The sequence below is a fragment of the Candidatus Paceibacter sp. genome (assembly GCA_013360865.1).
Classification (GTDB): Bacteria; Patescibacteriota; Minisyncoccia; order UBA9983; family UBA9983; genus SURF-57.
The window spans coordinates 44,877-64,737 of sequence record JABWAS010000004.1 but is presented as its reverse complement, the minus strand read 5'-3'; the positions used below and the strand labels follow the sequence as shown (position 1 = coordinate 64,737).

22 protein-coding genes and 5 tRNA genes are annotated in these 19,861 nt (G+C 45.4%); 7 read left to right on the top strand and 20 right to left on the bottom strand.

Annotated elements, in window-relative coordinates; translation table 11 throughout:
* The 4 genes from HUT38_01620 to HUT38_01605 all read right to left on the bottom strand — a co-directional run.
* Positions 1-200 (bottom strand): hypothetical protein (locus HUT38_01620; protein NUQ57168.1); only part of this gene is annotated, 200 nt, incomplete at its 3' end.
* A gap of 91 nt (positions 201-291) precedes the next feature.
* Complete coding sequence (locus tag HUT38_01615; GenBank protein ID NUQ57167.1) at positions 292-996, bottom strand: anaerobic ribonucleoside-triphosphate reductase activating protein; 705 nt, start codon at positions 994-996, stop codon at positions 292-294.
* A 165-nt stretch (positions 997-1,161) separates the two neighbouring features.
* On the bottom strand, positions 1,162-1,338 hold the full coding sequence (locus tag HUT38_01610; protein NUQ57166.1) for a hypothetical protein: 177 nt from the start codon (positions 1,336-1,338) through the stop codon (positions 1,162-1,164).
* 96 nt (positions 1,339-1,434) lie between these two features.
* Complete coding sequence (locus tag HUT38_01605) at positions 1,435-3,615, bottom strand: ribonucleoside triphosphate reductase (GenBank protein ID NUQ57165.1); 2,181 nt, start codon at positions 3,613-3,615, stop codon at positions 1,435-1,437.
* Between the two features lie 33 nt (positions 3,616-3,648).
* On the opposite strand from HUT38_01605, the gene HUT38_01600 reads away from it, so the two are divergent.
* Positions 3,649-3,807 carry a hypothetical protein gene (locus HUT38_01600; protein ID NUQ57164.1) on the top strand — a complete coding sequence of 53 codons (159 nt, stop codon included), beginning with the start codon at positions 3,649-3,651 and terminating at the stop codon, positions 3,805-3,807.
* A 158-nt stretch (positions 3,808-3,965) separates the two neighbouring features.
* On the opposite strand, the gene HUT38_01595 is transcribed toward HUT38_01600, so the two are convergent.
* The 3 genes from HUT38_01595 to HUT38_01585 all read right to left on the bottom strand — a co-directional run bounded on the left by HUT38_01595 (position 3,966) and on the right by HUT38_01585 (position 5,108).
* Entirely contained in the window at positions 3,966-4,955 is a 990-nt protein-coding gene (locus HUT38_01595; protein NUQ57163.1) for a hypothetical protein, read from the bottom strand.
* A gap of 1 nt (position 4,956) precedes the next feature.
* Positions 4,957-5,029, bottom strand: a tRNA-Thr gene (locus HUT38_01590).
* Positions 5,030-5,035: 6 nt separating this feature from the next.
* Positions 5,036-5,108 (bottom strand) — tRNA-Thr (locus tag HUT38_01585).
* Between the two features lie 67 nt (positions 5,109-5,175).
* On the opposite strand from HUT38_01585, the gene HUT38_01580 reads away from it, so the two are divergent.
* From HUT38_01580 to HUT38_01570, 3 genes are all read left to right on the top strand, one after another.
* A tRNA-Met gene (locus HUT38_01580) sits at positions 5,176-5,246 on the top strand.
* A 6-nt stretch (positions 5,247-5,252) separates the two neighbouring features.
* Positions 5,253-5,329: transfer RNA gene (locus HUT38_01575), tRNA-Met, on the top strand.
* A 24-nt stretch (positions 5,330-5,353) separates the two neighbouring features.
* Positions 5,354-5,428: transfer RNA gene (locus HUT38_01570), tRNA-Asp, on the top strand.
* Positions 5,429-5,435: 7 nt separating this feature from the next.
* Here HUT38_01570 and HUT38_01565 read toward each other — a convergent pair.
* The 4 genes from HUT38_01565 to HUT38_01550 form a co-directional block, all read right to left on the bottom strand.
* Positions 5,436-6,041: a hypothetical protein gene (locus HUT38_01565; protein ID NUQ57162.1), complete on the bottom strand. Its 606-nt coding sequence runs from the start codon at positions 6,039-6,041 to the stop codon at positions 5,436-5,438.
* Positions 6,025-7,452, bottom strand: coding sequence for an Asp-tRNA(Asn)/Glu-tRNA(Gln) amidotransferase subunit GatA (gene gatA / locus HUT38_01560; GenBank protein NUQ57161.1), 1,428 nt, complete (start codon positions 7,450-7,452; stop codon positions 6,025-6,027). The genes HUT38_01565 and gatA overlap by 17 nt, the downstream gene beginning before the upstream one ends.
* Positions 7,453-7,519: 67 nt before the next feature.
* A complete protein-coding gene (gene gatC, locus HUT38_01555) occupies positions 7,520-7,804 on the bottom strand; it encodes an Asp-tRNA(Asn)/Glu-tRNA(Gln) amidotransferase subunit GatC (protein NUQ57160.1) in 285 nt (94 codons plus the stop codon).
* A 190-nt stretch (positions 7,805-7,994) separates the two neighbouring features.
* Positions 7,995-8,480 carry a GatB/YqeY domain-containing protein gene (locus tag HUT38_01550; protein NUQ57159.1) on the bottom strand — a complete coding sequence of 162 codons (486 nt, stop codon included), beginning with the start codon at positions 8,478-8,480 and terminating at the stop codon, positions 7,995-7,997.
* A 46-nt stretch (positions 8,481-8,526) separates the two neighbouring features.
* Here HUT38_01550 and HUT38_01545 point away from each other — a divergent pair, with 46 nt between their 5' ends.
* On the top strand, positions 8,527-9,627 hold the full coding sequence (locus HUT38_01545; GenBank protein ID NUQ57158.1) for a CapA family protein: 1,101 nt from the start codon (positions 8,527-8,529) through the stop codon (positions 9,625-9,627).
* On the opposite strand, the gene ligA is transcribed toward HUT38_01545, so the two are convergent.
* The 7 genes from ligA to HUT38_01510 all read right to left on the bottom strand — a co-directional run bounded on the left by ligA (position 9,616) and on the right by HUT38_01510 (position 17,060).
* Entirely contained in the window at positions 9,616-11,673 is a 2,058-nt protein-coding gene (gene ligA, locus HUT38_01540; protein ID NUQ57157.1) for an NAD-dependent DNA ligase LigA, read from the bottom strand. The genes HUT38_01545 and ligA overlap by 12 nt on opposite strands.
* A 44-nt stretch (positions 11,674-11,717) precedes the next feature.
* Positions 11,718-13,181 (bottom strand): GIY-YIG nuclease family protein, encoded by a 1,464-nt coding sequence (locus HUT38_01535; protein NUQ57156.1) that lies wholly within the window; start codon positions 13,179-13,181, stop codon positions 11,718-11,720.
* Between the two features lie 31 nt (positions 13,182-13,212).
* Positions 13,213-13,773 (bottom strand): type II secretion system protein, encoded by a 561-nt coding sequence (locus tag HUT38_01530; GenBank protein NUQ57155.1) that lies wholly within the window; start codon positions 13,771-13,773, stop codon positions 13,213-13,215.
* 2 nt (positions 13,774-13,775) lie between these two features.
* The gene (locus HUT38_01525) at positions 13,776-15,089 is read right to left on the bottom strand and encodes a type II secretion system protein (protein NUQ57154.1); all 1,314 of its coding nucleotides are present in this window, start codon (positions 15,087-15,089) and stop codon (positions 13,776-13,778) included.
* 6 nt (positions 15,090-15,095) lie between these two features.
* Complete coding sequence (locus HUT38_01520; GenBank protein ID NUQ57153.1) at positions 15,096-15,719, bottom strand: prepilin-type N-terminal cleavage/methylation domain-containing protein; 624 nt, start codon at positions 15,717-15,719, stop codon at positions 15,096-15,098.
* 70 nt (positions 15,720-15,789) lie between these two features.
* Positions 15,790-16,182 carry a hypothetical protein gene (locus HUT38_01515; protein ID NUQ57152.1) on the bottom strand — a complete coding sequence of 131 codons (393 nt, stop codon included), beginning with the start codon at positions 16,180-16,182 and terminating at the stop codon, positions 15,790-15,792.
* A 5-nt stretch (positions 16,183-16,187) separates the two neighbouring features.
* Positions 16,188-17,060: a prepilin peptidase gene (locus HUT38_01510; GenBank protein ID NUQ57151.1), complete on the bottom strand. Its 873-nt coding sequence runs from the start codon at positions 17,058-17,060 to the stop codon at positions 16,188-16,190.
* 80 nt (positions 17,061-17,140) lie between these two features.
* Here HUT38_01510 and HUT38_01505 point away from each other — a divergent pair, with 80 nt between their 5' ends.
* Together HUT38_01505 and HUT38_01500 are read left to right on the top strand one after the other, a co-directional pair.
* Complete coding sequence (locus HUT38_01505) at positions 17,141-17,854, top strand: transposase (protein NUQ57150.1); 714 nt, start codon at positions 17,141-17,143, stop codon at positions 17,852-17,854.
* A 151-nt stretch (positions 17,855-18,005) separates the two neighbouring features.
* Positions 18,006-18,515 (top strand): type II secretion system protein, encoded by a 510-nt coding sequence (locus HUT38_01500; protein NUQ57149.1) that lies wholly within the window; start codon positions 18,006-18,008, stop codon positions 18,513-18,515.
* Positions 18,516-18,589: 74 nt separating this feature from the next.
* On the opposite strand, the gene tnpA is transcribed toward HUT38_01500, so the two are convergent.
* Complete coding sequence (gene tnpA, locus HUT38_01495; GenBank protein ID NUQ57148.1) at positions 18,590-19,006, bottom strand: IS200/IS605 family transposase; 417 nt, start codon at positions 19,004-19,006, stop codon at positions 18,590-18,592.
* A gap of 189 nt (positions 19,007-19,195) precedes the next feature.
* On the bottom strand, positions 19,196-19,720 hold the full coding sequence (locus tag HUT38_01490; protein NUQ57147.1) for a prepilin-type N-terminal cleavage/methylation domain-containing protein: 525 nt from the start codon (positions 19,718-19,720) through the stop codon (positions 19,196-19,198).
* Positions 19,721-19,861: the final 141 nt, after the last annotated feature.

Below are 19,861 nucleotides of genomic sequence, written 5' to 3'. Positions count from 1 at the left end.
GAATCGAAAGCGGTCGTTCCTGACGTCTCGTCCAGCTTCCAGTAAGAAACCAGGCCGGCGGCGAGGTCGGCGGAGGCGGAACGGAGGTTAAAAAAGAAAGACAAAAAAGAAAAAAGAAAAACAGTCATCAGAAAACCTGAATTTATGAATTTGGATTGCTTTTGCTGATTTTTTCCGCTTTTGTTTCTCGTCCGCTCCATTGCCATTCGTTTGAAAACAATTAAATTGTAACAAAAAAAAACCCCGCCGCGTCTGGTTGCCCCTGTGGATAAAGATATTCCTTTTAAATTATTACGTCCTTATCCCGCAAAATTTTACGTATTTTTCCATTACTGATCGGACTTCAGCCAATTCATTTTCAGAAAATCCGTTGTAATTTTCAAAATATTTTTCCAGCACCGATTTAGAACGAAAATTTTGTAAATAATATTTTTCCGCGCCTTTTATCCATTCCCCTATTTCGTCAAAAACTTCAAAAGGGTGGATTTCTTTTAAAACAGTGGTCCTGAACTCGTATTCCAGGCCGCAATTCTGGATAATTTCTTTTGACCTGTTTATTTCTTCCTTCACTAACTTAAATCGGGCGACTTCCTCGTAGCGTTTTAGACTGGTTTTTATGTCCATGGCGAAATAATCAACGGCTTTATTTTCCAGAAGCGACTCCAGAACGCCGGGCATCGTCCCATTGGTGTCTATTTTTACTTTAAAACCGAGACTTTTTATCTTCAGAACGAACTCAAGCAAATCCGGCTGCAAAGTCGGTTCGCCTCCAGTAATACACACGCCGTCCAGCATTCCCTTTCTTTTGGTAAGAAAATTGAAAAACACCTCTTCCGGTATGAGGTCTTTTACGGTTTCTTTCATCCTTTCCGGATCCACCATTTGCGGATTATGGCAATAACCGCAGCGGAAGTTGCATCCGGCGGTAAAAACAATGGCCGCCAGGCGGCCCGGGTAATCAAGCGTGGTCAGTTTTTCAACACCAGCGATTAACATAAGAATAAAAAATTCCAAATCCCAAAACCCAAATTCCAAACAAATTTCAATGACCTTAACCCAAAATTAACAAATGTTTAGAAATTGATATTTTGAATTTAGATATTATTTGGAATTTGGCGCCTGGATTTTGGAATTTCTAATTTTTTAATAATATTTAAAAAATTAGCTGTATTTCTTGCAGAAAGAAGAATTCATCGTCTTTCCTTCCTTGAAGTGCGTGCGGGAATAGTGTTCCGATTTCTTGCCAAGGTTGAAGTGGGAGACTGGCCTGTGGTAGCCCATCACTCTCGTCCAAACTTCGCACCTTGTTCTTTTCTGCTGGATTTCGTTGTTTGTCATTGTTTTAAACCCCCACACCTGTTTTGGCATTGTTCACCTTTGCAAAATCTTCGGCTCGCTTTTTGCCATGCCAAAACATATGTGGGGGTAAATCCGCTAGGCCTTCTCTTCCTCCAGAACCGCCGGCGCGCTACCGCGCGCCAAATCGCCCAGCGAATCGGCTGATAATTTTTTCGACCTGTGTTTTTTAATTTCGTTTTCATCAATGTTGCTTCCGGCGTAACCTATCTCCTGGTCGCACGCCGGGCAGAAGTGATGCTCGCCTTTCAAGTATCCATGCTTGGGACAGATGGAAAACGTCGGGGTGATGGTGATATATGGCAGCCGGTATTTGCTCAATACTGTTTTAACCAGCTTCCGGCAACTTGAGGCGTCGCACATCCTCTCATTCATATATAAGTGCAGAACTGTGCCTCCGGTATACTTGGTCTGCAGTTTGTCCTGCAGCTCCAGCGCCTCAAAGGCGTCGTCCGTGTACTCCACCGGTATCTGGGAGGAGTTGGTGTAGTAAGGAGCTTCCGGCGTTCCGGCCTGGATTATGCCGGGGAAAATCCGCTGGTCCTCCTTGGCGAAGCGATGGGTGGCGCCCTCCGCCGGAGAAGCCTCCAGGTTATAAAGATTGCCCGTTTCCTCCTGATAAGCCTTCAATTTTTCTCTCATGAAAATCAGCGTTTCCTCGGCGAATTTTGAGCCCCATTCGGTGGTTATGTTTTCCTTGCCGCCGGTAAAATTTAATATCGCTTCGTTTAGCCCGTTAATGCCGATGGTGGAAAAATGATTGTTCAACCCCGGCAAATATCTCTTGGAGTAAGGGAACAATCCGCGCTCCAGCCACTTGGCCACTTCTTTTCTTTTTATTTCCAACGAGGTCTTGGCCAGATACATCAGATGTTCCAGCCGCTCCAAAAATTTTTGCTTGTCGCCTTTGCCGGTGTAGCCTATTCTGGCGGAATTGATGGTCACCACTCCAATGCTGCCGGTCATTTCGGCGCTGCCGAAAAGCCCGTTACCCCGTTTGAGAAGCTCCCGCAAGTCCAACTGAAGGCGGCAGCACATGGAACGAATCTGATTGGGCTTCATATCGGAATTGATGAAGTTTTGGAAGTAAGGCATACCATATTTGGCCGTCATCTCAAAAATGGGCTCATGATTGGGATTGTCCCAATCAAAGTCTTTAGTGATGTTGTAAGTCGGGATGGGAAAAGTGAAGACTCTGCCCTTGGCGTCTCCAGCGGTCATCACTTCCACGTAAGCCTTGTTTATCATGTCCATTTCTTTCTGGAGCTGGCCGAACGCGTAAGGGAAGTATTTGCCGCCCATCTTCAGACTCTGCTTTTTCAGGTCTTCCGGGCAAACGAGGTCTAAAGTAATGTTGGTAAAAGGAGTCTGCGTCCCCCATCTGGACGGGATATTGAGGTTGAAGACGAAGGATTGGATGTTTTGTTTGACAAATTTGTAGGTCTTTTCGTCAATGAATTTCTGCTTCGCCTCTTCCGACGGAAAATTGTAAACGCCGGAATTGTTTATTTCGTCTTCCAGTTCCATCTCAAACTTTTTCACGAACGGGGAAAGATAAGTGTCAAAAGAAGAAAACGCCTGCGCGCCGGCCCACTCGTTCTGAAGCGTGCCGAAAAAGTTAACCATCTGATTGATGGCGCTGGACAAATGCTTGGGCGGGGCCGATTCCGTTTTGGAAGGCACGCCGTTGAGCCCTTCTTCCAGAAGCGCCCGCAGCGACCAGCCGGCGCAATAACCGGAGAACATATCCAGGTCGTGAATATGATAATCGGCGTTTCTGTGGGCATTGGCCACGTCCTCGGGATAAACATGGGAAAGCCAGTAGTTGGCTGTAACTTTGCCGGAAGTGTTGAGTATCATTCCGCCCAAAGAATAACCCTGGTTGGCGTTGGCGTTAACTCTCCAGTCCTCGCGGTTGAGATATTCGGAAATAGTTTTTTCCACGCTGACCGTGACGCTTTTGTCGTAGCGTCTTTCGTTTCTTTTTTCGCGGTAAAGAATGTAGGCTTTGGCGGTTTTGGCGTGGCCTTCTTCTATAAGCACCTTTTCAACAACATCCTGCACGCTCTCCACGTCCGGGAGTCTGCCGCTGCCGCCGAATACTTTTTCTATCTGCTTTACCACAATCTCCGTAAGCTTCTTCGGGGTCTCCAAATCATGACCGCCGACGGCTTGCACCGCCTTAGTGATAGCGTTGCTTATTTTCTCCGGTTTGAAGTCAACTATCTCTCCGTTTCTTTTGATTATTTTTGAAATCATTGTTGCCAAGCATAAAAGCGAAGAAAATAAATTTTGAAAATCCTGCCTGCCCGCAACGCCAGCAAGCTGGCTTGCGTGGCGGGCGGGGTCGGGGGCGGCCAGCCGAGTCTGCGAGCCTGCCTGCCGGCAGGCAGGGCTGGGGCTAAAGGATTTTCCAAAATTTTATTTTCGGAGCTTTTGTTTAATTATTAAGTACTTGTAATTTTACCCCTGACGCTTTCAGTCAGCCACTGTGGATAACTCAAAAATCCCAGTTCAAAAATAAAATTTTGAAATTGTCATCCCTTTAATTAAGACATCCGATGTCCAATTGGACATCGGATGTCTTTTGTTAGCCAAGAATTATACTTTTACACGCCCAAAGAGATGGTTTCCCCCAATCGCCTGCCGGCGGAAGCAAAAACCGCCAAGACGACAATTAAAATAATGGACAAATTGGCGAAACCCAAAAAAACAAAGAATCCGGGAAATGCCGAGAGAATAAAAAAGGCGAAAGAAGCGGCGATGGTCGTCATGCTCATGGCCAAAAGACCAAGCGCTTCTTCTTTGGATAAATTACCCTTACCCTGCCCTCCGATAATCGCGGTTTCTTTAATTGCCTTGGGCAGCGCGACAAGGTTGAAGGCAGCCGCCAAGCCTATAAGGAATAAGGCTAGTAAAAATTTCAGCCAAAAAATAGCCGGATAAGTCGGAATGCCGCCATCGGACAAAAACAAACCGAAACCGCTTAAAACAACCGACGCCATAGAAAACCAAAACACCTGGGAAAGCAGGTGAATTGTTTCCGCTTCCGCCGCGCTTATATCCATATCTCCGGCAAATTTTATCAAGATAACCAAAGAAACCGCGGAAGAACCGACCGCCATCGCGGCCGCCAGTAAATTTCCCACCGCCGCAAAAATTTCCAGCGGCAAAGTGGTAAAACCTGACTTGACGGCAAACAACGAAGCCACGAAGATAAAGGAACATATTCCCGCGGAAATAAGGCACCAGGTGCACCACTTCCTAAGATTGAAGGCCTGGATAAAGGTCAGATACAACGAAAAAAGGAAGGCGCCCGCCGTCAGAAAAAACAAGACGAAAGAAGCGTAAGGCGGCAGAGAAGAAAAGTAAGAATAAGCTCCGTAAGCCAGAGCCACCGCCGCGTAATAAGCCATGCCAAACTTTTCCAAAGAAATGCCAAAAAACTCCGAATATTCGCTGTGTACTACTTCGTCGCAATGCCCGTCCAGCGGGCAAACCATAGGCTTCGCTTTCTTCTTGCTTTTGTGGATGTAAAAAGCCAGCGCAAAGCCGCCGACACCCAGAACAATCAAAAATAGATTCAAAAATTGTTCCATAAGCCACCCGCCGGACTTGAACCGGCAACCTATGGTTTACGATACCATTGCTCTACCAATTGAGCTAGGGTGGCAAACAAAGCCGTTGGCCGGAATTGAACCGGCGACCTACTCCTTACCATGGAGTTGCTCTACCATCTGAGCTACAACGGCATTATTTTGCTTTATTATATTAGTTTTATTTGCTTTATTTTGCAATATTATATAATATTTATTTGATCGCGGGGTGGAGGAGTAGTACCTCACAAGGCTCATAACCTTGAGGCGCCGGTGCAATTCCGGCCCCCGCAACAAGGAGCCGGCGTAGCTCAGTTGGTTAGAGCGTGGGACTCATAAGCCCAAGGTCGGAGGTTCGATCCCTCCCGCCGGCACCAGCCTAAGGCTGATAAAAATTTAATGGACCCGTGGTGTAGCCCGGTCAACACGTCCCCCTGTCACGGGGAAGATCGCCGGTTCAAATCCGGTCGGGTCCGCAAAAGTTTACACATATCCCAGCTCTTTCAATCCTTTCTCGTATTTTCCCAGAGCGGCCTTGGCTTCTTCTTTGGTCAGCTCAAACTTCTCGCCTTCGCGCGCGATTTTGGAACGGACCTTATAGGCGTCCCAGACATCCTGTAAACTGACGAAGTCGCTCGGCTCAATACTTTTGAGTTTGTCGGCCAAACCGTCGCCGCGGTAGCCGATGCTTCTTAAAATTCCATCCAAAATATTGTCCGCTTCCACGATGGCCGCTTTCCGGTCTTCAATTTCATCTGACTCGGCTTTTTTCTTGATATTTGACCATTTTTCGGAACGGTCTTTAAAGAACTTGTCTTCTTCGGCAAAGCGCGCCAAGCCGGCAATTTTCTTTCTCCTCTTAAGTATGTAAAGTTTGTAAATAACTAGCGCTATCAGCGCTAGAATTATTATTGTGATAGCGAAAAAAAAGAATTTTACAAAAAGAAGCGCCAACAGCTTAAGCAGATACAGCAAAAACGCCCATAATTTTTTCAGCAGCTCTAAAATCTGGTTGTAAAGATACTCCAGATTAAGAAAACGCGGATCTCTTAATTTAAAAAACGGAAAGTAATCAAAAATATCCCTCATGTTTTTTCGCTATTTTAAAAAGCCGGTTTTCCTTAAACCAAGGCGCCGTGTACTGCAAACCTATCGGCAAACCGGCCGAAATAACGCCCGCGGGAACAGCTATGGCCGGCAATCCGGCGATTTTGGCCGGAGCGGTAAAAATATCCTCCAGGTACATCTTCAAAGGATCGCTCGCTTTTTCCCCTATCTTAAAGGCGGGGGACGGCGAAGTCGGCGACAAGATAAGATCAACTTTTCGGAAAGCGCCTTTAAAATCTTTTTTTATCAGTTCTCTTGTTTTCTGGGCTTTGGCGTAGTAAGCGTCGTAATATCCGGCGGACAAAACGTAAGTCCCGAGCATTATTCTTCTCTTCACTTCCCGACCGAATCCGGCCGCCCTCGTCTCCATGTAATCGCCAATTAGATTTTCTCCTTCTTTAAGCAGCCCATACTTAACCCCGTCAAAGCGCGCCAGATTGGAAGAAACTTCGGCCGGCACCAAAACGTAATAACACGGCACGGAATAGCCGATGTTAGGCAATTCAATTTCTTCAACCCGGCAACCGGACTTTTCCAGCGCCGCCGCCGTCTTTTCCAAAGCGGCGTTTACTTCCTCGTCCGCGTTCTTTTTGTCATATTTTAACACCCCTATCCTCGGTTTCTCCGGCCATCTCTCCTCATCGACGTCCTCATCGACGTCCGACGTCGATGAGGCAGAAGTTGAGTCCATTTGGTCCCGGCCTTTTATAATATTGAAAATAATTTCCGCGTCTTCAGCCGTCTTCGCCATCGGCCCGATCTGGTCAAAAGAAGAAGCCATGGCGATAAGACCGGAGCGGGAAACCGCGCCGTAAGTGGGGTTAAGCCCGACAATGCCGCAAAATCCGGCCGGCTGGCGGATGGAACCGCCGGTGTCCGAGCCAAGCGCCGCCAAACAGCCATCCATGGCCACGGCCGCCGCCGAACCGCCGGAAGAACCGCCGGCAACCCGAGACAAATCATGAGGATTTTTAGTAACGCCGTAAGCGGAATTTTCCGTTGAGGCGCCCATGGCAAACTCGTCCATATTGGTCCTTCCTATAAATATCGCGCCGGCCTCGCGGATTTTTTTTATAGCCGTGGCGTCGTAAGCCGCCCGATAATTTTCCAGCATTTTGGAACCGGCCGTGCATTTTTTACCCCTTATCAGAATATTGTCTTTGACAGCTATGGGCACTCCCGCCAACGGCTTGTTTTTCGCCCGGCCGGATTTTATTTCTTCGTCAATTTTTTCCGCTTCCTCCATGGCGTCGTCAAAAACTTCCAGATAAGCGTTGATGCCCGGGTTTTTTTCTTTGATGTTTTTAATGTAATAAGAAACAAGTTCTTTGCAGGAAAAATCTCCCTTTAACAACATACTGCGAACTTTTGAAATTGTAAGATTGCTGAACATAGAGAGATTTTTTCAATTTTGATTTTTGACTTGCAGTTTTGACTTTTGCTTTTTGAATTTTGAATTTTTATTCAAACACATGCTTAACTTTAATATACCCGCCTTCTTTTCGCGGGGCCGCGTCAACAAGTTCTTCGGCGGAAAAATCTTTTTTTGCCGCTTCAACATCTTCTCTTAAAATATTTTTCAAGCCAGCCGCTTTGGCGGCAAGAGCTTCTTCTCCGGAGGTCGTTGCTTTTCGCAGCTCGGAAATATAACCCAAAATCGCCTCAAAATCTTTTTGAAGTTCGCTTTTCTCCGAAGAGTCAAGTTGGATTCTGGCCAACAGAGCCAGTTTTTCCACATCAACCATAATGGTTTAATTCTGCCTTATTCGCCATCTGAAATCAACTTATCTTTAGTAATTAATTAGGTATTCAAATTTAACTTGGAAGTAACTTGGAAGCGAAACTTCCAAGTTACTTCCAAGTGGACTTGCCCAGCCGCAAAAGACATCGGATGTCCATTGGACATCCGATGTCTAAACTTGAATCATTAAGAACTTAAGAAAGTAGTTCCTTTACTATCCTGGTCACCGTCGCTCCGTCGGCCTTGCCTTTGACTTGCGGCATCAGTATCGCCATAACTTTGCCGATTTCTTTTTCTCCCTTGGCGCCGGATTGTTCAACAGATTTTTTAGCCAACTCCCTTACTTCACTTTCGCCGAGTTGTTCCGGCATATAAGCAGAAAGAACAGAGGCTTCCGCCTTTTCCCTTTCAGCCAGCTCCGCTCGGCCGGCTTTTTCGTAAATTTCTATGGAATCTTTCCTTTTTTTTATTTCCCTGGAAACAACCCGCAGAACTTCCTCGTCGTTTAAGGAAACCGCCGCCTCCGTCGCTTCCCCGCCGGATTTTATTATCTTCGCCCTTTTTTCTATCTCAGCGTTGCCGATGGCGGCGTTGACCATCTTCAAAACCGATAATTTCACTTCTTCTTTGGCCTTAAAAGCCTCTTTAAAATCGGCTTTTATTTTTTCTTTAAGAGTCATGTTTCAATTGTAGCACAAAATGTTAAAATTAAAATGACGTTTGCTTATGAAGAAAAAGGCGTACATAGTTTTCTTGTCTCTCATCAGCGTCTTCCCCGCCGTCATGCTTATTTCCTTTTCCTTGGAAGCGGCGAGGTCTGCCGGAGAGCTTATCGGCCCAAAACTCCAAAAAATATTTCCCTTTTCCGAAGCAGCCATTTACAACTATCAGGCCAACGCCGCGGCCGTCGCTGTTCCGGCCGCGGAAGACTCTGAAGATAACGCCGATTTTTTGCCAGAACCGCCTCCAAAGCTCGAAGAAACCGTTTTGCTTTTCGTAGGCGACATAATGTTAGGGCGGGGAGTTGAAAAATCAGTAGAAAAGAACGGGGGTGAATTTTCTTTCCTTTTTGAAAACGCTGAATTTATAAAAGCGGCGGATATAACTTTCGGCAATCTAGAGGGGCCGATTTCGGATAAGGGCAGCGACCGCCGCAACCTCTATTCGTTCCGGTTCAAGCCGGAAACAGCCAGCGCGCTGAAAGCCGCCGGTTTTGACGCCCTGTCTTTGGCCAACAACCATACCGGCGACTGGGGACGAGAGGCTTTTGAAGACACCGTCTCCAGACTGACGGCTCAAAACATTCCGCCCGTCGGGGGTGGAATTAACGAAGAAGAAGCATCTTCGCCGAAAGTTATTGAAATAAACGGATTAAAAATTGGTTTCCTCGGCTTCAGCGACGTCGGCCCGGACTGGCTGGCCGCCAATGAAGACAGTTCCGGAATCTTAATCGTTGACAATGGCTTTAAAGAAAAAATAAAAGAAGCGTCGCGAAGCGTTGACGTCCTGATAACATCATTCCATTTTGGCGATGAGTACCAAAAAAATCCGAACCAAAGACAAAAAAACCTGGCCCGCGCCGCCATAGACAACGGCGCTAAAATAGTGGTCGGCCACCATCCACATGTCGTTCAGGGAACGGAAGAATACAACGGAGGATTTATCGCCTACAGTCTGGGCAACTTCATCTTTGACCAGAATTTTTCCGAAGACACCATGCGCGGCGCGGCGCTGGAAGTAAAACTGTCGGAGGACGGAGAAATCAAATCGGCGGAAATGAAAAATATCAAAATAAATCAATTTTTCCAGCCGGAATTAGCTCAATAGGACTAAGAATTCCCGCTCGTTCAAAATTTTGACTCCCAATTCTTTAGCCTTTTCGTATTTTGAGCCTGGTTCGCGTCCGGCCACCACATAATTGGTTTTTTTGGAAACCGTTTCGGCGACGCGCCCACCCAACGCTCTTATTTTTTCCTTCGCTTCTTCTCTCTCCATTGATTCCAGCGAACCGGTTAAAACAAAAGTATTGCCGGCGACTTTCCCCGATACAGGCGCTTCCTTTCCCGGAACAATAATTTTTATCTTGCTCAAAATTTTTTCCAAAAATTTTACATTATGCTTGTCTTTAAACCAGTCATAAACGCTTTGCGCCACTTTCGGCCCGACACCCTCTATTTTCTGCAGATATTCCAGCGACAAATTTCCATAAATTTTTATAAACCTTTTTTCATCGGCCGGAAATTTATTTGCCAAAAGAATAGCTGTTTCTTCGCCTACGTGAGTTATGCCGATGGCCGTCAAAAATCTTTCCAAAGTTATTTCCCGCCGGCTGTTTATTGAATCTATTATATTTTTAGCCGACTTTTCCCCGAATCTTTCCAGCGGCGACAAGTCTCCTTCTTTGAGGTCAAACAAATCGCCGGCGTCGGAAATTAGGTTGTTGTCCAAGAGCGTGTCTATTATTTTCGGCCCAAGCCTTTCAATGTTAAAAGCCTTTCTGGAAACAAAATAATACAGTCCCCGGCGGTGTCGCGAGGGGCAATTTTTGTTGACACATTTGATAATAGGGCTGCCTTCTTCCTGTTCCAATTTGCTGTCGCACATCGGGCAGTTTCCCGGCATTTTGAAATTTTTCTCTTTGCCCGTCCGCAGTTCCGCCAAAACCTTCACCACTTCCGGTATCACGTCGCCCGCCTTCTGGATGATGACCGTATCGCCTATCTTCAACCCCAGCCGTTTTATTTCTTCCACGTTGTGCAGAGTCGCCCGGCTGACAGTAGTTCCCGCCACGGAAACCGGCCTGAGATGCGCCACCGGAGTCAGCGCGCCGGTGCGACCCACTTGCACCACAATATCTTCCACCACCGTCGTCACCTGCTCGGCTGGAAATTTGAAGGCGATGGCGAAGCGCGGCGCCTTGCCTGTATAACCCAGCTTTTCCTGCCACTCGCGATTGTTGAGCTTGAGTACCACGCCGTCTATCCAGTAATCTTCTTTGTCTTTTTTCTTCTGCCATTCTTTCCAGTACTCAATAACTTCGCCGATATTCCGGCATAGGCGGTGATTTTTGTTGACTTTAAAGCCGAGATTTTTCAAAGTTTCCAATTCTTCCGCCTGCGTTTCCGGCAGCGGAAAATCCGCCCAGGCCAAATCATAGACGAAGCTGTCCAGTTTTCTGGAAGCGGCGATTTTCGGGTCCAATTGGCGGATGGAGCCGGCGGCAGCGTTGCGTGGATTGGCGAAGAGCGGCAAACCGGCTTTTTCCTGCTCTTTATTCAGCCTTTCAAACTCCTTCTTGCTCATCCAGATTTCTCCTTCCACCACCACATCAACTTCTTTTTCCAGCTTTAAAGGCACACTTTCCACCGTCTTGATGTTTTGAGTGACGTCTTCTCCGATCACTCCGTCGCCTCTGGTGGCGGCGGTTTTCAGAATCCCTTTTTCGTAAGTCAGAATAATTTTAAATCCGTCAATTTTCAGTTCGCAAACGTATTCAAGAGGAAGGGGAACTTGGACATCCAGTGTCCACTTGGACATCGGATGTCCAAGTTCCTTGGCCAACATTCTTTTTATACGCTCGTCAAAATCCACCGCCTCCTGCTCGGTAAAAATATCGTCAAAAGACCACTGCCGGACTTTGTGGGTTATCTTGGTGAATTTATCCAGCGGCTGGCCGCCCACTCTTTGCGTCGGCGAATCGGGCGTAATGTATTGCGGACATTGTTTTTCCAATTCCGCCAGTTCATGCTTGAGCGAATCCAGCGCCGCCTCCGAAATTTCCTGCCGATCCAGAACATGATAAAGATACCGATGATGATTTATCAGTTCGCGCAATTTTTCTATGCGGGTTTTTGGATCATGTGTCTTTTGCATAAGCAGCTCATCGAAGTCCGGTTTCGACGAGAAATGAAAGAGATTTAATACCCGTACTCTATAATCACCTTGCCGTTTCCGGAATTGACTCCGGTTTGAGTAGATGGATCTGTTGCTGAACCGTCAATGTAACTGGAACCGCCTCCGCCGCCGCCCCTGTTCCAGTTACCAACAGCTTCCCCCGATCCGCCGCCGCCTCCATAATATCCTCCTCCTCCACCTCCACCCCCCATAATTCCACCTCCTCCCCCCAGACCAAAAGTGCCCGAATATCCAATATTACCTATACATTTTCCAAATCCATCTTGGAAGCACCCTCCGGAGCCTCCAGATATCTGACTTGCTCCTCCGCCGCCATACCCTTCTCCGCTTAATCCGTATAATCCACCCCCCGCTCCGCCCGCTCTTAAAATAACAATATCGTCACTACCTGCGCAATACCCTGTGCTTCCTCCGCCTCCTCCCGCAACAATAATCCTGCTCTCTAAGGCGCTTTTATTATTTCCCGTAATTCTTCTTACATCGGATGCCCCACCCCCACTAGGGTTTCCTGTGCCATTTGCAGCACCGCCATTAAAAGAAGAATTGTCTCCGCTCCCGCCAACATAAACATAAAGCTTTTCGTTGGGCGTAACCGTAAAAGCAGCTTGTGCCACTCCACCAAAACCGCCGCCAATACTTTTAGAATTACCTGAACAAGTTGTCAAAGCTCCTCTACCCTCCGCTCCGTAAGCGGTAATTTTAATATTGTTAACTCCCGTAGGCACAACGAATGTTTGATAGTCGCCAGTGTAATTAAAAGTTAAAGTGACTGGTGGCTGAACTTTATTCAACGTCAATCTTATCGCCCTCTCCACTTTAAATGGCGAAACGGCGCCGCAGTCGGTGTTATAGCCTCTTGATTCTATTATCGTCTGGGTCGGCGATGAGGCCTTGTCCACTTTCACGCTCACGCACGAACTGTTGCCAAGGTTAAGAGTGAAGTTGCTGATATTGGTGGAAAAATTATTATTGACAGTATTGCCGGCGCAAGACACGCTGTTCGCGGAATTAAAAGCGCTTTGGGTTAGCCCCGGGTGTTTTATTTCCCAGAAAAAGGCGCACTCCACTCCGGCATCGGCGGCGGAGAATGCCACCTGCGACTCGCGGCCCAAACCGGAAATTTTTGTCTCCCTTATTATCACGTCCGAAACTCCCAGCCCGATGGAAAGAATGATGCTGATAACGAGAAGAGACATAAGCAGGGTAAAACCCCCTGTCAAATAAGATTTGAGCCGATTTTTGAGAAACATTTTTCCAAAGTGAGTTTTAAAATATTTTTCTCGTTTCATGGCGTCTTTTTTGTCTAAACACGCTTCATAGTATATAAGTTTAAACGGTTTTCTTGATTTTGTTGACTGTGATAGTCCTTGATTGTGCTGCTCAAATCTTAATTTTAAATTTCTGGTAAAACCAGTATACATCTTTCTGTCTTTCAGTGATTTTAAAATGTAAGTGTAATAGAACATATCTCCAGAAATTTAAAATTATTTGACAGGGTTAACTTCCCGAATCCAGCTTCCTCTGCGCCACCGTCGCCTGGATGTTCAGCTTTGATTTCAGTTTTTCTTTTAATCCGGACTCGCCGTTTATGCGAATGACGACCAGCGGCTGTTCGCTGTCGTTGGCGCCGGTTCCGGAAACGTCAAAAGAAAGTCCGGTGATGTTGACGTCATCGGCTGTCATCATTGACTGACTGGAATTGACCGTTCTTGATATGTAACCCCCGGCGCTTCCGGTTTCCAGCTTATAAATAACGACCGCCCCTGTGGAATCAGTGAAAGAAAAGCAACCCGCTCCGCAGGAAGAGTAGCCGTTTCCGGCCCTGATGTCCCTGGTTATCGCCTCCATGGCGTAGTTAAGATTGCCGTTGACTTTGCGAAAAGATTCCGTCTTCCATTGCATGTCAATCAAATTCAAAAACGCCGCCAGAGAAACCGTCATCACGATGGCAAACACCCCCACGGCCACGATTATTTCTATGAGAGTAAAACCCCCTGTCAAATAAGATTTTCCGTTTGTTTTTAATTCACTATTCTTGATTCGTAATTCTTGATTCATAATCACCTCCAATTAAAAATATTATCCTGCAAAAGCATTGATTTTTGCCCGAACCGGCCGTTCCATTTTACTTCCACGTTAACTCTGGCCTCGTTGCCGCCGTTTAAGGTGCCGTCAATTTTGACGGTTCTGGTATAAATTGTGCCGTTGGAGCCGGAATAACCATAACCGTCGCCGACTTTGTTCAAAACGGGGCAACCGGTTTCCGGACATTGGTCTACCTTACCATCGCGCGCGTCTATGTAACAACCAACCTTGTTTGTTTTTTTCCCGCCGCCGCCGCCGCTGCCTCCCGCATCGATAATTACTTGGCCATTTCCCGTTTCCACGCCGCTTTGAGTTGTGCCTCCAGACGGAACATAGCTACTTCCACCGCCACCACCGCCGCCACCAGAATATGGCCAACAAGAGCCGTCGTAAGTCCCTGACCCGCCACCACCGCCGCCGTAATACCCACCACCACCACCACCACCACCACCACCATCATACCACCCATTACCGCCGTTGCCGCCGTTGCCGCCGTTGCCTGGTACACCAGGTGTACCATTTTGACTACCTTTACCTCCTACTCCACCCGATAACAACGTTCCACCCATTCCTCCAAAACCCACGCAACCAGCATTGTCTCCATCACCTCCGCCACCAGACCCTCCACGACCTGGTTTAGAACCATAAGCCCCCCCTCCTCCTCCACCGCCAGCAACAAGTACTCTATCAGAAAAGTTGGTTCCATTAAGTCTGACGTCAGAAGCACCACCACCATTACCTCCATGAGCGGGGGTTGGTACACCACTCCCTCCATTACCTCCACCATTGTAACCACTGGAACCGCCTACGTATACATGTAAAATATCGTTTGAGGTAACGGAAATTGTCCCCTTAGCCATACCCCCTAATCCCCCGGGGGCTGCTCCGTAAGCCGTAATTTCAACACTTGTCACGCCAGGAGGAATTTTACACTCTTGAGCCGTTCCAGTATAATCAAAAGTAGTGATTCCGGAATTACAAAGCGGCATGTCAACTAAAACGCACTCATCCAACCCATCCAGCCAATCGCTTCCGGAATTTCCGCTCAATACGTTATCGTCCCGCACCTTTCTCACGTATTCTATAGCCTCCTGCGCCAGATAAAAGGCCGTCAGTTGGTCTTGCGACACGGAAGCGTTGCTGATGCTTTTTATCGCCATGGTCAGCGGTCCGGCCACCGCGGCGGAAAGAAGCGCTATAGCAACAATAGTTTCTATGAGAGTGAAACCTCTTGTCATTTTTGACAGAATTATTTTACCTTTCTGGTTTTGACATTTGAACTTTAACATTTGAGCTTAATTATCCTTGATGCTTATCTGCCCGTTAAACCAGACATAAAGATATTTCGGAGGCACAAGGTTGCCCAGCGAATCAACTCTTATCCGGGCGTATGAGCAGGAGGAGCATTCGTAAACCCCGCCGGAATCGTCTACGCCGCGGACGTAAGCGATTACCGCTGTTCTGCCTCTTGGGTAGACAATATCAACTTTTTGATAAGAAGCGCAACTTGAAGATTTTTGACACAGTTCCACTGTACCAACCTGGGTAGAATTATTTATGCTAAAAAATTCAACACATTCGGTGTCGGAGCAATCGGCGGATGCTCCTCCATAAGTTCTGCTGTTGTTGGTGTCGGCAAAAATAGTAAAATTATTTTTATCTTTTTCAAAATGTATTCCATAGTCCGGAAATGGATTTGAAACGCTTTTATCGAATTTTTTGACAGCTAAGGAGTTTGACTGCGCCTGCCTTACCGCCAAAGCTATCTCGGCCGTCGTTTTTTTGAGAGCTATCCGGCGGTTAAACTTGGGGTAACCAGCAAAAATAACCATGTTAACCATGGCGATTATGGAAACTATCACCAAAAGCTCCATAAGGTTAAACCCCTGCTGATTCTTAACCTTTTTGACAGAAATCATTGACTGAATTTTACACCCGCAGACTATTTAATCCAATATTTTAAGTGGATAAGTCTGGTAACGCTTTGCTTTATTCAAACTTAAAAGTTACTTTGGCCGGAGCCTTTACCATCACTTCATAGGGAGACCTTTTTTCTTTTTTCCCGTTAACGTAGAAAGACCAATTTTTATTACCATCGCCGTTTTGCTTGCCGTCAATTCTTTTGACGGAAAAATTTTCTCCGGCTTCTAAATTCGTCCCGGAAATTGCCGCCACTTGCTGGAGCAGGCTCCACGCCCGATTTTCCTCCTTTAAAAATGTCTGGTAAGATTTTTGGCTGTCGCCGAAATCAAGAGTCAGAACGATTTTTTTGGCCGTATCGGCGCTTCTGGGGAAAAAATAAACAAGCCCGCTTAAAACAAAAATGGCCACTACGGAAAATTGAATCACTTTTTTCGTTTTTTCTTTTTGCGACTTTTTCATTTTCATCAAAAAATTATATTGCTAAAGAAAAAGTTTGTTATTTTGTCTCCCAGGAAAAACACTATTGCGGCGCCCAGTATCATAAACGGCCCGAACGCTATGGCGCTCTTCATATTATACTTCCTTTTGGCAAGCCACAAAAGGAAGATACTCACAGCCGCGCCGATCCAATAGGAAAGCAGGATGGCGGTTATGCCTTTTTCCACGCCCAAAAACCAGCCAAGGCCGAGGGCCAGCTTGGCGTCGCCGAAACCCGTCCATTTACCTTTGGACACACCCCAGAGCAAGGCAAAAAAGGCGAATAATATAAAACCGGCTAAGAAGCCTCTCCAGTCAAAAATCCGAAATCCGAAATCAGAAATCCGAAACAAATTCCAATTTTCTAAATTCCAAATACTAAACAAACTCAAAAACGCCAAGCCGTTGAAAATCCAGACGAACAAATCCGGTATTATCTGGTGGCGATAATCGTAAACGGCGATAATAATCAGCAAAGAAAAAATCGCAAAGAGATAAATGGAATTAAAAATTGGGAATAAAGAATTAGGAGTTAATAACAAATCACCTTGATTCATGATTCTTAATTCGTAATTCGTAATTAAAACAAAGATCAGCCCTGTCAAAATCTCCACCAGCGGATACTGAAACGATATTTTGCTCCCGCAGTCTGAACATCTTCCTTTTTGCCAAATAAAGCTGGAAACCGGAACAAGCTCATACCAGCGCAATTTTTTGCCGCAGGAAAAACACTTTGACCGGCCGGAAAAAAAAGACTGCCCGGTGTTGTAACGCAAAATAACAACATTCAAAAAACTGCCGACAACGGCGCCGAAGAGGAAAATAAGGAAATAAAGATATAAATTCAAAGATACAGGCATTATTAATATGTTAGCATCTATATTCAAAACCCCTCATCGACGTCCGACGTCGATGAGGGTATAATGGTATAGTTATACCTATGATTAGAGAAGAAAAGCTTACTATTGGAGAATACTATCATGTATATAGCAGGGTTATTTTGGGCATGCCGGAATTTAGCGACAAAGACAATGCAAACAAATTAGCCCAAACATTTTTATTAGCCAACTCAACAAAATCCAGTCAGGCTTTCGATTATCTTAGAAATTACCGAACAGCCACGCTTGAAAAAGCGATTGAAATATCAAAATCAGGGGAAAGACTTTCAGAAATATTATGCTACGCAATAATGCCCAATCATTATCATCTTTTAATAAAAGAAATTAAAGAAAACGGAGTAAGTGATTTTATAAGAAGATGCAATACATCAATAGCAAAGTATATAAACACAAAAAATGAAAGGAGGGGTTCTTTGTTTGAAGGCAGTTTCAAAGCAAAGCATATTGATTCAAATGAATATCTTTTGCATTTGTCAGTTTACATACACTTAAACCCTTTGGATTTTCTGAGTAGTAAGGATTGGAGAGAAAATAAATTAAAAAACTGGGAATTGGAAAAGAAAAAAATCCTAAGCTACAAATGGTCAAGTTTAAGACACTACCTTACCCCTTCATCGACGTCGGACGTCGATGAGATAATATCAGGAATTGAAATTATCAAAAATCAATTTAAAGACGAGTCGGACTACGAAAGATTTATAAAAGAGTGGTCTGTTGACTCATTAAATAAAATGGGTGGTTTAATTATTGAGTAGCTAAGCTATCATCCGTCCGACGTCGATGAGGGGCGTCGATGAGGGGATGATGTGGATAAGGAAATTGATGATTTTTACGCCATTGTTATACTGAAAGCATAAAATTTTTTGAAAAATTTTACTAAAGGTCGCAATTATTAAAAATAATTTTATGAAAAAACAGTTTAAAAAGGGTTTTACTTTAATAGAGCTCTTGGTTGTCATTGCCATTATCGGCATACTCTCCAGCGTGGTTTTGGCCAGCCTCAACTCGGCCAGAGTAAAAGCCAGAGATGTCAAAAGAATAGCCGACTTAAAGCAAATAAGGACAGCTCTTGATATGTACTATAACGACAACAACCAGGAGTATCCGGCCGACCTCGCGGCTTTGGTAACCGGCAATTATATGCCGGCAACCCCGGCGGACCCGCTTAATTCCGGCAATTACATTTACCAGTACACTGGTATTTCCAGTGATGTAAGCGGCGCACCGTGCGACAGCTATCATATTGGCGCCACTTTGGAAGACACCGGCAACGCCATCTTTGATTCTGATATTGACAATGAAGGTGGCGGAACGGTTTGTACTGGAGGAACAGGATCAGATTTTGATGGCGGCGGGGTTGACTACTGTGGAAGTTCAACGGCGACCACCGATGCTTGTTATGACTTGAAACCGTAATCAAGATTAAGAGTTTGTCACAATGAAAACCCCTAGTTAAAACTAGGGGTTTCTTTCTTTCCGCCTTCGGCGGATTAAAACAGCGTGGGCATTTCCACTTGGTGGTGTTGCTGGTTTTTGATGTAGTTTCTTATCTGGTGTTCGTTAATGCCGATGGTGGAAACATAATAGCCTCTTGCCCACAGCGTTCCTTTCGGGAATTTCTTGGTCTTTTTCTTCAGCCACATTGAGGTTTTTCCTTTCATTACCTGGGTTATGTAGGCGACGGAATATTTGGGCGGAATGGATACAAACAGATGGATGTGTTCGTCTCCGATGTGCCACTGCTGGATTACAAGTCCTTTCCATTTGGCTATGTACTTGAACATTCTTTTCAGCTCTTGTTTAATAAAAGGTGGTTCCAACACTTTTCCACGGTATTTGGAACACCAGACAACGTGATAATCGCAGATCCATGTTGAGTGGGTCAGCTGATACAATCGCTTGTTCATACGCAAAAATCACCTTAGGTTGTTAATATCGACTTAAGGTGATTTTATTACAAGGACTTCGTCTTTAAACGCACACCCCAGCTAAAGCTGGGGGTTTATGGGGGTAACACAAAACCCTCCGGCATTTGCCGGAGGGTTTTGTGTTGATTATTGTTTTTAAAAATAAATTTAAAAATAAATAAAACCAAACTAATTAGTGACAGAGAAACATTGTTCTGTTCCACCGCTCGCAATACAAGACGCTGCGTTGCCATAGAAAACCGTACCAACCGTAACATCAGTATCAGAAGTAAGCACCGGATTATTTACATCTTCAAGCCTCGCTCCAAGAACATAAGACGTACAACCTGAGCTGCAAGCAGTGTATGTTCCGCCGCTAAACGTAGCAGGCTGATAATAATATTCGTAAGTGGCTGAAATTGGATCGTCTGGAATTGTTGGGAGATAGCCGGTTGTAACCAGTGCAGCGCTTAAAGCTGTGCCAAAAGTACCAGCAGTATTGCTAAGGGCGGCTGTCGTTGGATATGTTCTGTTAGCATCAAAATAATATTCCAATGCTAACTGAACTTGTTTCAGGTCAGAAATTCTCTTGGCGTCCCTTGATTTCGTTCTCGCGCTGTTTAACGAAGCCAAAACAACGGAGGAAAGAATGCCGATGATGGCGATGACGACCAGCAATTCAATGAGGGTAAAACCTTTCTTTTTGTTAATCATAATGTTTTTTATAAATTAAAATTGATAAACTAATATTTGTTTGATTAAAAATCAAATCGACCAAAATATATTAATTTGCTGTTATTTTACAATAAATTGCCAAAAACAAGCAATTAAGCGGGTGTGGATAAGTTTACCCTG